The sequence below is a fragment of the Pseudomonas guineae genome (genome assembly GCF_900113745.1).
Taxonomy (GTDB): Bacteria; Pseudomonadota; Gammaproteobacteria; order Pseudomonadales; family Pseudomonadaceae; genus Aquipseudomonas; species Aquipseudomonas guineae.
Genome location: NZ_FOQL01000001.1, coordinates 1,206,531 through 1,218,540, shown reverse-complemented (window position 1 = coordinate 1,218,540; position 12,010 = coordinate 1,206,531). Strand labels below are relative to the sequence as shown.

The window sequence follows — 12,010 nt, the reverse complement described above, 5'->3', positions numbered from 1 at the left end:
TATAAAAGGCTATATAGATCAGCTATCTATAGTTTTTTATGGCAGGCGAAAGATGAGTAAACAGGTTCCCGGCACGCTTATTGATAGCTCTCGCTACCGAGCTGGCCGGTCCTGAGTTGAACGAGTACTCCGGCCATCGCGAGCGGCCATTTGGCAGTGCAGTCCCCGCCACGTGGTTAGTAATCCCGATGAGCAAATAATCAGAACAATGACTGGAGAGGCCCATGCAACAGAGCAGATCGCAAGTGACCGAACGCGATGGCTTGTACGAACTGGCCGCAGGCCCCGACGTACTCGACAGCCCACGCTATAACCCCGACATTGCGCCCACTCAGGTGCACGAGCGCACCTGGAACAAGTGGCATATCACTGCGCTCTGGGTCGGCATGTCGATCTGCGTGCCGACTTACACCCTGGGCGGCGTATTGACGGCCTACTTCGGCTTGTCGGTGGGCGAGGCGTTGCTGGCGATTCTGTTGGCCAACATCATCGTGCTGATCCCGCTGACGTTGAACGCCTTTCCCGGTACCAAGTACGGCATCCCCTTTCCGGTACTGCTGCGCTCCTCGTTCGGGGTGATTGGCTCCAACGTGCCCTGTTTGATTCGCGCGGTGGTGGCGTGTGGCTGGTTCGGTATCCAGACCATGTTTGGCGGCTTGGCCATTCACCTGTTGTTCGGTTCGATCTTCGAGGGCTGGAAAAGCCTGGGCGGCACCGGCGAGGTGATCGGTTTCATGATCTTCTGGACCCTCAACCTGTGGGTGGTGCTGCGCGGTGCAGAGTCGATCAAGTGGCTGGAAACCTTGTCGGCGCCGCTGCTGGTGCTGGTCGGTGCCGGCCTGCTGGTGTGGGCGTTACCCAATGTGTCGATGAGCGAACTGTTGGCGCAGCCGGCGAATCGGCCTGAAGGCGCCAGCGTCACCAGTTACTTTCTGGCCGGGCTGACCGCCATGGTCGGCTTCTGGGCCACTTTGTCGTTGAACATTCCTGACTTCAGCCGTTACGCCAAGAGTCAGAAGGACCAGATCATTGGTCAGATTATTGGTTTACCGCTGACCATGTTTCTCTTCGCTGCTTTGGGCGTGGTCTTGACTGCTGCGTCGGCTTCGCTGGTCGGCGAAACAGTGTCTGACCCCGTCACCCTGATCGGCCATATCCAGAGCCCTGGCTGGGTTGCCCTGGCCATGGCGCTGATCATCGTCGCCACGCTGTCGACTAATACTGCGGCGAACATCGTTTCACCCACCAATGATTTCCAGAACATCGCGCCCAAACTGATCAACCGCACCAAGGCGGTCATGCTGACCGGCGTAATAGGCCTTGCGCTGATGGGCCATGAGTTGTTGAAAAAGCTCGGCCTGCTGGTCTCTGACCTGAGTCTGGAGAGTGTCTATTCCAACTGGCTGCTGGGTTACTCCAGCCTGCTCGGGCCGATTGCCGGGATCATGGTGGTGGACTACTTCCTGATCAAAAAACAGCGCCTTGACCTGGCCGGCCTTTACCGTGATGACGTGTATCCCGCGTGGAACTGGATTGGTTTTGTCGCCTTTGCGGTGCCAGTGGCATTGACCCTGATGTCACTCGGCAGCAGCGCCTTCAGTTGGTTCTACGACTATGGCTGGTTTACCGGCTCGTTCTTCGGCGGGTTGATTTATTTCGCCCTGTGCAGCCTGCGCAGCACACAACCTGCCGTAGTCGATAGCGCCGCGTAAACCGCCATGGCGCGGGCAAGTGTTTGCCCGCGCCGCGATTCAGCTCGCTCGGCCTTATGCAACGGCCGAGTAAACATGACCGACCAAGGAGAACGCGATGAACACTGCCAGTGAGGTTCTGCAATCCACTCAGCCGCACATCAATAGCGAGCGTCTGTGGCAATCGTTGATGGAGCTGGCGCAGCTCGGTGCCACGGTTAAAGGCGGGGTCTGCCGACTGGCGCTGACTGATCTCGACCGTCAGGCCCGCGACCTGTTCGTGCGCTGGTGCGAGGAAGCAGGCTGCACGGTAAGCGTGGATGGCGTAGGCAATATCTTTGCCCGCCGCCCTGGGCGCAATGACGCATTGCCACCAGTAATGACCGGCAGTCACATCGACACCCAGCCCACCGGTGGCAAGTTTGACGGCTGCTTCGGCGTGCTGGCCGGCGTCGAGGTGCTGCGCACCCTGAATGACTTAGGCGTGCAGACTGAAGCTCCGCTGGAGGTGGTGGTGTGGACCAACGAAGAAGGTTCGCGTTTCGCCCCCTGCATGATGGGCTCCGGGGTATTTGCCGAGAAATTCACCCTGGCCGAAACCCTGGCCAAGTCTGACGCCGAGGGCGTCACCGTCGGCGAAGCGCTGAACGCCATTGGTTATGCCGGCACACGCGCTGTGAACGGGCATGCGGTGGGTGCTTATTTCGAGGCGCACATCGAGCAGGGGCCGATTCTTGAGGATCAGGAAAAAACCATCGGCGTAGTACTTGGTGCGCTCGGGCAGAAGTGGTTCGACCTCACTCTCAAGGGCGTTGAAGCGCATGCCGGCCCGACGCCGATGCACCTGCGCAAAGATGCGCTGGTCGGTGCGGCGGCGGTGGTGGCGGCGGTCAACCGGGTAGCCTTGGAGCACCAGCCGCATGCCTGTGGCACGGTGGGTTGCCTGCAGGCCTATCCAGGCTCGCGCAACGTGATTCCCGGGGAGGTGCGCATGACGTTGGACTTCCGTCATCTCGAACCAGCGCGGTTGGATTCGATGATCGCTGAGGTGCATGGGGTGATCGAAGACACCTGCGCCAAGCATGGGCTGAGCTTCGAGCTAACGCCGACGGCAGATTTCCCGCCGCTGTATTTCGAACAGGGCTGTGTTGAGGCGGTACGCAGTGCTGCACAGGGGTTGGGCCTGTCGCATATGGACATTGTCAGCGGTGCCGGGCATGACGCGATCTTTCTCGCCGAACTAGGCCCGGCCGGAATGATATTCGTGCCGTGCGAAGGCGGTATCAGCCATAACGAGATCGAGAATGCAGCGCCCGCCGACCTCGCCGCTGGTTGCTCGGTCCTGTTACGCGCGATGCTCGCGGCCTCTGTGGCGTTGGCCAAGGGAAAACTGGCGGCATGATTGGCTGAATTGTCGCCGTATTGCGGGATTCGGTCATGGACGCGGGCTAGGGTTGCAGGCCAAGCTTCAGCCTCTTTGTCCTGACCTCGGAGTTGCCATGACTGTTGCTTACTGGTGTGTGTTGATTGCGCTGTTCCTGCCCTACCTGTCGACCGTAACGGCCAAGGCCGTTAGCGGCGGGTTCAGCCCCAAGCACAACCATGACCCGCGTGCGCTGCTGGATAACCTCAGTGGCATCGGTCGGCGCGCCAACAATGCCCAGCTCAACAGCTTTGAGGTGACGCCGGCCTTTTCTGCTGCGGTGATCATTGCCCATCTAGCGGGCGGCGCCGAACAAGCGCTGCTCGATCAGTTGGCGATGGCGTTTATCGTCAGTCGCCTCCTCTATCTCGTCTGCTACCTGGCGGACTTGGCCCCCGTGCGCTCGCTGATGTGGTTCGTCAATATGGGGCTGATCATCAGCCTGTTTGTGGTCTCGGCCTGAGGTCTGCGGCAAAACACCACGCTTGGCCACTGGGCGGTGGGTGGCGATACTGTCACCCGTTATCCACCCGGTTGTTGGCAATGAAGGTGTTATGAAGCTTAAAACCCTGTCCCTGATTGTATTGGCGCTTGCTGTGAGTGGTTGCGGCGGTGTTGATCCCAACTCGCCACAAGGCCAACGCCAGACCATTTTTAAGCAGATGCTCAAGGTCAGCGAAAATCTTGGTGGCATGTTACGAGGGCGGATTGCCTTCAAAGAACCAGCCTTTGTTGCCGGGGCGGCTGAGCTCGACCAGTTGACGCGCAAGCCTTGGCAGCATTTCCCACAGGTGCGTGAAGACGAGAGTGGCGAGACCCGCGCCAAAGATGACGTGTGGCAGCGTCAGGCACGTTTTCAGGAGTTGGCGCGGGCGATGGAAGCTAGCACCGCGGCGCTAGTTACCGCGACTCATGCCCAGCCACTTACGCCCGAGTCGCTGGCGGCACCGATGCAGCGGGTCGAAGACAGCTGCAAGGCGTGCCATGAAGAGTTCCGCGCGTTTTAAACCGCAGCCCACGGGCGCTGCGCGTCAGTTCTGTTGGGCTAAAGCCGGATAGTCAGCGATTTTAGCTATTGGCCGAGCTCATCGCGGGCTCGCTGCAGTTCAGTGCGTGACTCCTGCAATTTGTGCTGGCGTTTGCTGATGTCGTTCTGATTGCCTTCGGCAAGCGCTTCGCGTAAATCCATCTCGCGCTCGTCAACTTCTTCGACGGCTTTGACCACCTTGGCTTCGCGCTCTGCGCGCAGGTCGGCATCGTTGCAGTGCTCTTCAACTGCCTTCAGTTCCTTCTCCAGGCCCGCTTGTTGATTGCTATTGCCGTAGCTTTTGGCGATTTCGAGTTGTTCGCTGATGGCGTGGCGTTTGCCGGCGCAGCCGCTGAGTGGCTGCGTTGCGCTTCCGGCCGCGTAGGCCAGTGCGCTGGTCAGTAGCAGGGCGCTTACTAGCAGGGGTTTGTGCATGGTCATTCTCTATATGGGCGCATGCAGTCGACCGCTGTGGTGGGGTAAAGTTTATCGATGTTTAAAAACCGGCGATCTGCGCTTCACGTAATTGCGCCCGCAAGGCCTGTACTTCCGGGTGTTGAAAAAACGCCTGCAGCTGCGCCGCCCGCCGCTGGCCGATACCCGGTTGGCGTTGCCAGTCGGCGCTACTGCGTTGCGCCAGGGTGTCCCAGTCAGCATCCAGCGTCACGTTACCCGGTACACCCAGAGCGCGCAGCCAGGTTTGTGGCGGGCGTTGGCGGGCCAGGTTGAAACTCTGCTGCAAGACGGCAGCGCTGCGTGGGCCGAGACCGGGCACGCGACTGAGCTGCTCGGTCGAGAGCTGCAGCCAGTCGGTAAGGCCATTGATGTACTGCGCGCGCAGCAGCTTATCCCAGGTGCCGGGGCCCACGCCCGGTAACGCCAGGCCCTGTTTGCCGCTGAGCCAGACCAGGCGCGCACGAAACTGGCTGGCGCAGGCTGTTGTGGCGCGCCAGCAGCTCAGGGCGTGAAAGGTCGCGGCGTCTGGCACCTGCAGCGCGGCGCGTTGCTGGGTGCGCCAGAGCACGCTGTCGAGGGTAGGGATGGTCAAGCCAGACAGGCGGATTACTACTTGGTCGCCGGGGCGGATGTCCAGCGTCTGCCAGCGCTGCAGGGAGTGAGCGCTGACATATTCGATGCGTCGGTCATCCAGCTTTACCGGTTGTACGCGCAGCACCGGGGTGATGCGCCCGCTGCGGCCAATGCGAAAATCCACCGCCTGCACCACCGCCAAGGCCTGGCTAGCCGGGTATTTCCAGGCCACGGCCCAGTGCGGCGGCTCAGCTTGCCAGCGGGCGGCTGCCGGGCGCTGAGCCTGGCGTAGCACCACACCATCGGTGGCGAAGGGCAGGGCGCTGTTGTACCAGTGCTCACGCCAATGGGCGGCTTCGCTGATCGTACTCATAGGTCGGCTGAAGCGCTGGCTGTCGGCAAAACCCAGTGCGGTGAGTTGTTCTAAGCGTTCTTGCATCTGCTCTGGGCCGTCCGGCCAGTCCCAGACAAACAGGCCGATACCCGCCGCCTCCTCAGTCGTCAGTGTTTGCCGGGCTAGCAGTCCGGCGACTTTGCTGCGCGCGCCCAGGCTTCCGGCCTGGTGTTGAATATGAGCAGGTAGCCGCCAATACAACTCGCCCTGCAACACCAAGTCCAGCGGGCTGGATAGCTGCTGAGGAATGGCCGGCAGTTGGCGCGCGCGTGCGGTCCAGTCCTGTCCGCTGCGGCCATCGCCGCGACTGACCAGTTGCTGCAACTGGCCCTGGCGGTACACCAGGCTGACGGCGACGCCGTCAACTTTTGGCTGAATCCATAGATCCGCGCGGCTGGCGATCCAGCGGGCGGCCGTGCGTTCGTTTGGCAGCTTGCGCAGCCCGGTGTGCGCAATAGGATGGGGCAGTGGTCCGCTGCTGGTGCTCAGCGGATTTTCCAGCGCCGGACCGATGGCGGGGAAACAGCTGCGCCAATGCTCCAGGTTGGCACTGGCTTGGTCATACAGTTCATCGGCGACAGGGCTTTGTCCCTGGCGATGATAGGCGTCGTCCCAGGCGGCCAGTTGCTGGGCCAGTGCGCTGAGTTCGAGTTCGGCGCGTGACGTAGGCCAGTCCGGGCAGGCGGCCCACAAGGGGTTGCTGAGTAGCAGTAGGCAGACGATTAGCGCTTTCATCATGAGCATCCTTGCTCGGCGGGTGGCTCGGTGAGCCTAGCTGCTCTTGCCTGTGCATGCTGAATGCCGCGCAATAAAAAAAGCCCCGCACTAGGCAGGGCTCCTGTTGTTGCCGTGAGGCTTACAGGCCGGCAGCGGCGCGCAGTTCGGCGGCCTTGTCGGTTTTTTCCCAAGTGAAGGTGGTGAAGGTGTCGTCGCCGACCGTTTTCTGCTGCGGCGTGCGGCCGAAGTGGCCATAGGCGGCAGTCTCTTGGTACATCGGGTGCAGCAGGTCGAGCATCTTGGTGATTGCGTAAGGGCGCAGGTCGAAGAGTTCACGCACCAGCTTGATGATCACGTCTTCTGCCACCTTGTTGGTGCCAAAGGTGTTGAGTGAGATCGAGGTCGGCTGGGCCACGCCGATGGCGTAGGACACCTGGATTTCGCAACGCTCGGCCAGGCCGGCGGCGACGATGTTCTTGGCTACGTAACGGCCGGCGTAGGCGGCCGAACGGTCAACCTTGGACGGGTCCTTGCCGGAAAACGCGCCGCCGCCGTGACGGGCCATGCCGCCGTAGGAGTCGACGATGATCTTACGGCCGGTCAGGCCGCAGTCGCCTACCGGGCCACCGATAACGAAGTTGCCGGTTGGGTTGATGTGGAACTGGGTGTCCTTGTGCAGCAGTTCAGCCGGCAGGGTGTGCTTGATGATCAGCTCCATCACCGCTTCGCGCAGGTCGTCCAGCGAGACATCCGGGTTGTGCTGGGTCGACAGCACTACGGCGTCGATGCCGACCACTTTGCCACCGTCATAACGGCAGGTGACCTGGGACTTGGCATCCGGGCGCAGCCACGGCAGCAAGCCGGACTTGCGTGCTTCGGCCTGACGCTCAACCAAGCGGTGACTGAAGACAATCGGCGCGGGCATCAACACGTCGGTTTCGTTGCTGGCATAGCCAAACATCAGGCCCTGGTCGCCGGCACCCTGGTCTTCCGGCTTGGCGCGGTCGACACCCTGGTTGATGTCCGGGGACTGCTTGCCAATGATGTTGATGATGCCGCAGGTATTACCGTCGAAGCCGACGTCGGAGCTGGTGTAGCCGATGTCGCAGATCACCTTGCGGGTGATTTCTTCCAGGTCGACCCAGGCGCTGGTGGTGACTTCGCCAGAGACGATGGCCACACCGGTTTTAACCATGGTTTCACAGGCGACGCGGGCGTGTTTGTCCTGGGTGATGATGGCGTCGAGCACGGCATCGGAAATCTGGTCGGCGATCTTGTCGGGATGGCCTTCGGAGACGGACTCGGAGGTAAAGAGGGAGTATTCGCTCATCGTTCGGGTTCCTGTGAGTGATCGATAGTTGCAGCCCGAGGGCCTTGAGGTGTGGAAGGTTTGGCGAAGTGCCGCACCTGAATTTGGAAGCCGTTGCGCAAGCCCACATAAAGGCTTTCGCAGGTGTTTAGCTCGGCGGCGCTGGCCCAGCGCGCCAGGTCGTCTTGTTCGAAGCCCAACCACAGATCGCCGCAGGCCTCGCGGGCCCAGCTCTGGTTGTGGCTGCATAGCTCGGTAATCAACAGGCTGCCGCCAGGCTTCAAGTGCTGTGCAAGCTGCTTGAGCGCCTCGGCGGGGGCGGCGAAGTGGTGCAAGACCATGTTCAGCACCAGGCAATCGGCCGCCGGGTAGTCGTCATGCAGGGCGTCGGCCAGCTGCAGTGCAACGTTATCCAAGCATTCTTCGGCGCAGCGCAGACGCGCCAGTTCGAGCATGGCGGCGCTGTTGTCCAGCGCCAGCACCCGTTGAAAACGCCGCGCCAGTTCCGGCAGAAAGCCGCCGTCGCCGGGGCCGACTTCCACCGCACAGGCATCGGCGGCAAAGTCCAGGGAATCGAGCAGGGCCAGTACGCTGTCACGGTATTGCGGCAGACCGGCAATCAAGTCCTGCTGCGCCTGGAAGCTCGCCGCGCTGCGGGTGAAAAATGCTTGGCTGGCGGCGGCGCGTTGGCGGTGTACAGCGGCAATGCGCTGTTGTATCTCGACCGGCAGCTGTAACTGGTCGACTTCATCCAGCAGGGCGCTGTGCAGGCGACTGCCTAGTTGCTCGCCCTGAGCCAGCGCGCGGCGATAGAAAATAGCATTACCTTCACGACGGGTGGCCACCAGCCCGGCCTGGGCCAGAACCTTTAAATGGTGACTGATGCCTGATTGGCCGGTGGCAAAAATCTGCGCCAGTTCCAGAACCCCGAACGAGTCGTTGGCCAGTGCGCGCAGGATGTTCAGGCGCAGCGAATCGCCACTGGCCTTGCACAGGGCAGCGAGGGCATCGACTGGCTCAAAGGCCAAAAAAGGGGCGCGCATATTCATAGGTGGGCCAGTCTAATCGGTCATTTTTTATCCAGCAAGACCAATATCAAAAAGTTTTGATATTGGTCTTGCTGCTGCTCAGGCCAGAAAACATTGGCTGTGCGACTATCTGTCATTGCCCCGGCAGGCCCCGCTGGGCGAAAATGGCCGCCTTTTTCGAGCCCAGTTGCCAAAGCAACCCGTAGGAGATTCAGTGATGCCCAGCCGTCGTGAGCGAGCCAATGCCATTCGTGCCCTGAGCATGGATGCCGTGCAGAAAGCCAACAGCGGCCACCCCGGTGCCCCGATGGGCATGGCGGATATCGCCGAAGTACTGTGGCGCGACTTCCTCAAGCACAACCCGAGCAACCCGAAATTCGCCGACCGTGACCGCTTCGTGCTGTCCAACGGCCACGGCTCGATGTTGATCTACTCGCTGCTGCACCTGACTGGCTATGACCTCGGCATCGAAGACCTGAAAAACTTCCGCCAGCTGCACAGCCGCACCCCGGGTCACCCGGAATACGGCTACACCCCAGGCGTGGAAACCACCACGGGCCCGCTTGGTCAGGGCATCGCCAACGCGGTCGGTTTCGCCATTGCTGAGAAGGTACTGGGCGCGCAGTTCAACCGTGACGACCACCAGATCGTTGACCACTTCACCTACGCCTTCCTGGGCGACGGCTGCATGATGGAAGGCATCAGCCATGAAGTCTGCTCCCTGGCCGGCACTCTGGGCTTGGGCAAGCTGGTGGCGTTTTACGACGACAACGGCATCTCCATCGATGGCGAAGTCGAAGGCTGGTTCACCGACGACACCCCGGCGCGCTTCGAGGCTTACGGCTGGCAGGTGATTCGCAATGTCGACGGCCACGACGCCGACGAAATCAAGATGGCCATCGAGACCGCGCGTAAAACCGACGACCGTCCGACGCTGATCTGCTGCAAAACCACCATTGGTTTTGGCTCGCCGAACAAAGGTGGCAAGGAAGACTGTCACGGTGCGCCATTGGGTATCGAAGAAATCGCCCTGACCCGCGCCACCCTGGGCTGGAACCACGGCCCGTTCGAAATTCCGGCCGACATCTACGCCGAGTGGGACGCTAAGCAAGCTGGTGCCGCTGCCGAAGCTGAGTGGGACCAGCGTTTTGCTGCCTACGCCGCCGCCTTCCCCGAGCTGGCCAGCGAGTTTAAACGCCGTGTCGCCGGTGAGCTGCCAGCAGACTTCGCCGAGAAGACCGCTGCCTATATTCAGGAAGTCGCCGCCAAAGGCGAAACCATCGCCAGCCGCAAGGCCAGCCAGAACACTCTCAACGCATTTGGTCCGCTGCTGCCGGAATTCCTCGGCGGTTCGGCTGACCTCGCTGGCTCCAACCTGACCCTGTGGAAAGGCTGTAAGGGCGTGTCGGCTGACGACGCGTCCGGTAACTACATGTTCTACGGCGTGCGCGAGTTCGGCATGAGCGCAATCATGAACGGCGTGGCCCTGCATGGCGGTTTCGTGCCGTATGGCGCAACCTTCCTGATCTTCATGGAATATGCGCGTAACGCGGTACGCATGGCCTCGCTGATGAAACAACGCGTGCTGTTCGTCTATACCCACGACTCTATCGGCCTGGGCGAAGACGGCCCGACGCACCAGCCAATCGAGCAGTTGGCTAGCCTGCGTGGCACGCCGAACCTCGACACCTGGCGCCCTTGTGACGCCGTGGAATCGGCCGTTGCCTGGAAGTACGCGATCGAGCGTAGTGACGGTCCAAGCGCGTTGATCTTCAGCCGGCAGAACCTGCCGCACCAGAGCCGTGATGCTCAGCAATTGGCGGACGTGGCGCGCGGTGGCTATGTGCTGAAAGACTGCGCCGGTGAGCCGGAGCTGATTCTGATTTCCACCGGTTCGGAAATTGGCCTGGCCGTGACCGCTTACGACAAACTGACTGCAGAAGGCCGTCAGGTGCGTGTGGTGTCAATGCCGTCCACCAGCGTGTTTGATCAGCAGGACGCCGGCTACAAGCAAGCCGTGCTGCCGCTGCAGGTGGGTGCGCGTATCGCTATCGAAGCCTCACACGCGGACTACTGGTACAAGTACGTCGGTCTGGAAGGCCGCATCATCGGCATGACGACCTTCGGTGAGTCCGCGCCGGCCCCGGCGCTGTTCGAGGAATTCGGCTTTACCGTCGAGAACATTCTGGAAACGGCTGCCGAGCTGCTGGAAGCCTGAGTGCGTAGGATGGGTCGAGCCGCGCAGGTTGAGCGCAGCGATACCCATCAACGTTCATGGTGGGTTACACCGCTGCGCGGCTAACCCACCCTACGCCTGCATCCACCATTGAGATCGCCATGCCTAAGCGCCCCTATCGAATTGCCCTCAACGGCTACGGCCGTATCGGCCGCTGCGTGCTGCGTGCGCTGCATGAGCGCGGTGCGGGTGCGCATCTGGAAATCGTTGCACTGAATGATTTGGCCGATCAGGCCAGTATTGAATACCTGACCCGATTCGACTCCACCCATGGCCGTTTTCCTGGCGAAGTGAGGGTCGATGGAGACTGTCTGCACATCAATGGCGACTGCGTAAAAGTACTGCGTCAGGCGACTCCGGAAGGGGTTGACTGGGCTGCGCTGGATATCGACCTGCTACTGGAGTGCTCCGGCCAGTACACCACGCGTGCCGATGCCCAACGCTTTATCAACGCTGGTGCGCCGCGGGTGCTGTTGTCGCAACCGATGGCCGGCGAAGCAGATATCGATGCTACCGTGGTGTTCGGGGTCAATCAGGCCAACCTGACCGGTCGCGAGCGCCTGGTATCCAACGCCTCCTGCACCACCAATTGCGGTGTGCCGTTGCTCAAGTTGCTTAATGAAACGGTGGGCATCGAGTACGTATCGATCACCACTATTCATTCGGCGATGAACGATCAGCCGGTGATCGACGCCTATCACCACGAAGACTTGCGCCGCACACGTTCGGCCTTTCAGTCGGTGATTCCGGTGTCCACTGGCCTGGCCCGTGGTATCGAGCGCTTGTTGCCGGAACTAAGCGGACGCATCCAGGCCAAGGCCATTCGTGTACCGACGGTGAATGTGTCGTGTCTGGATATCACCCTGCAGACCGCTCGCGACACCTCGGCAGCCGAGATCAACGCCGTGCTGCGTCAGGCGGCCGAGGCGGGCCCACTCAAAGGCTTGCTGGCTTACACCGAGCTGCCGCACGCCAGCTGTGACTTCAACCATGATCCGCATTCGGCCATCGTCGACGGCAGCCAGACGCGCGTCTCCGGACCGCGACTGGTCAACCTGCTGGCCTGGTTCGACAACGAGTGGGGCTTTGCCAACCGCATGCTCGATGTCGCCGAACATTTTCTTTCTCTGACTACAGCCCCCGTGAAGGACTGATG

General features: G+C 61.2%; 10 protein-coding genes. 6 read left to right on the top strand and 4 right to left on the bottom strand.

Annotation, left to right across the window (positions count from 1 at the left end):
* Positions 1–224: 224 nt before the first annotated feature.
* From BMZ32_RS05550 to BMZ32_RS05535, 4 genes are all read left to right on the top strand, one after another.
* The gene (locus tag BMZ32_RS05550; RefSeq protein ID WP_090240390.1) at positions 225–1,712 is read left to right on the top strand and encodes an NCS1 family nucleobase:cation symporter-1; all 1,488 of its coding nucleotides are present in this window, start codon (positions 225–227) and stop codon (positions 1,710–1,712) included.
* 97 nt (positions 1,713–1,809) lie between these two features.
* A complete protein-coding gene (locus BMZ32_RS05545; protein ID WP_090240388.1) occupies positions 1,810–3,093 on the top strand; it encodes a Zn-dependent hydrolase in 1,284 nt (427 codons plus the stop codon).
* A gap of 97 nt (positions 3,094–3,190) precedes the next feature.
* Positions 3,191–3,577, top strand: coding sequence for an MAPEG family protein (locus BMZ32_RS05540; protein WP_090240386.1), 387 nt, complete (start codon positions 3,191–3,193; stop codon positions 3,575–3,577).
* 91 nt (positions 3,578–3,668) lie between these two features.
* Positions 3,669–4,121 carry a c-type cytochrome gene (locus tag BMZ32_RS05535; RefSeq protein WP_090240385.1) on the top strand — a complete coding sequence of 151 codons (453 nt, stop codon included), beginning with the start codon at positions 3,669–3,671 and terminating at the stop codon, positions 4,119–4,121.
* A 65-nt stretch (positions 4,122–4,186) separates the two neighbouring features.
* On the opposite strand, the gene BMZ32_RS05530 is transcribed toward BMZ32_RS05535, so the two are convergent.
* The 4 genes from BMZ32_RS05530 to BMZ32_RS05515 all read right to left on the bottom strand — a co-directional run bounded on the left by BMZ32_RS05530 (position 4,187) and on the right by BMZ32_RS05515 (position 8,639).
* Positions 4,187–4,576: a DUF1090 domain-containing protein gene (locus BMZ32_RS05530; RefSeq protein WP_244153920.1), complete on the bottom strand. Its 390-nt coding sequence runs from the start codon at positions 4,574–4,576 to the stop codon at positions 4,187–4,189.
* Between the two features lie 61 nt (positions 4,577–4,637).
* Positions 4,638–6,299 carry an NAD-dependent DNA ligase LigB gene (gene ligB, locus BMZ32_RS05525; RefSeq protein WP_425272853.1) on the bottom strand — a complete coding sequence of 554 codons (1,662 nt, stop codon included), beginning with the start codon at positions 6,297–6,299 and terminating at the stop codon, positions 4,638–4,640.
* A 121-nt stretch (positions 6,300–6,420) separates the two neighbouring features.
* Positions 6,421–7,611 (bottom strand): methionine adenosyltransferase, encoded by a 1,191-nt coding sequence (gene metK, locus BMZ32_RS05520; RefSeq protein WP_090240380.1) that lies wholly within the window; start codon positions 7,609–7,611, stop codon positions 6,421–6,423.
* Positions 7,608–8,639, bottom strand: a complete 1,032-nt coding sequence (locus BMZ32_RS05515; protein WP_090240379.1) for an ArsR/SmtB family transcription factor — start codon at positions 8,637–8,639, stop codon at positions 7,608–7,610. Before BMZ32_RS05515 ends, metK begins: the two co-directional genes overlap by 4 nt.
* Before the next feature lie 196 nt (positions 8,640–8,835).
* Here BMZ32_RS05515 and tkt point away from each other — a divergent pair, with 196 nt between their 5' ends.
* The gene (gene tkt, locus BMZ32_RS05510; RefSeq protein WP_090240377.1) at positions 8,836–10,836 is read left to right on the top strand and encodes a transketolase; all 2,001 of its coding nucleotides are present in this window, start codon (positions 8,836–8,838) and stop codon (positions 10,834–10,836) included.
* A gap of 119 nt (positions 10,837–10,955) precedes the next feature.
* The gene (gene epd, locus BMZ32_RS05505) at positions 10,956–12,008 is read left to right on the top strand and encodes an erythrose-4-phosphate dehydrogenase (protein ID WP_090240375.1); all 1,053 of its coding nucleotides are present in this window, start codon (positions 10,956–10,958) and stop codon (positions 12,006–12,008) included.
* The last annotated feature ends 2 nt before the right edge of the window (positions 12,009–12,010 follow it).

Coding starts and splice junctions, on each gene's coding strand:
- BMZ32_RS05550 (WP_090240390.1), top strand. CDS start 225: ATGCAACAGAGCAGATCGCAAGTGACCGAACGCGATGGCTTGTACGAA.
- BMZ32_RS05545 (WP_090240388.1), top strand. CDS start 1,810: ATGAACACTGCCAGTGAGGTTCTGCAATCCACTCAGCCGCACATCAAT.
- BMZ32_RS05540 (WP_090240386.1), top strand. CDS start 3,191: ATGACTGTTGCTTACTGGTGTGTGTTGATTGCGCTGTTCCTGCCCTAC.
- BMZ32_RS05535 (WP_090240385.1), top strand. CDS start 3,669: ATGAAGCTTAAAACCCTGTCCCTGATTGTATTGGCGCTTGCTGTGAGT.
- BMZ32_RS05530 (WP_244153920.1), bottom strand. CDS start 4,576: ATGCACAAACCCCTGCTAGTAAGCGCCCTGCTACTGACCAGCGCACTG.
- ligB (WP_425272853.1), bottom strand. CDS start 6,299: ATGAAAGCGCTAATCGTCTGCCTACTGCTACTCAGCAACCCCTTGTGG.
- metK (WP_090240380.1), bottom strand. CDS start 7,611: ATGAGCGAATACTCCCTCTTTACCTCCGAGTCCGTCTCCGAAGGCCAT.
- BMZ32_RS05515 (WP_090240379.1), bottom strand. CDS start 8,639: ATGAATATGCGCGCCCCTTTTTTGGCCTTTGAGCCAGTCGATGCCCTC.
- tkt (WP_090240377.1), top strand. CDS start 8,836: ATGCCCAGCCGTCGTGAGCGAGCCAATGCCATTCGTGCCCTGAGCATG.
- epd (WP_090240375.1), top strand. CDS start 10,956: ATGCCTAAGCGCCCCTATCGAATTGCCCTCAACGGCTACGGCCGTATC.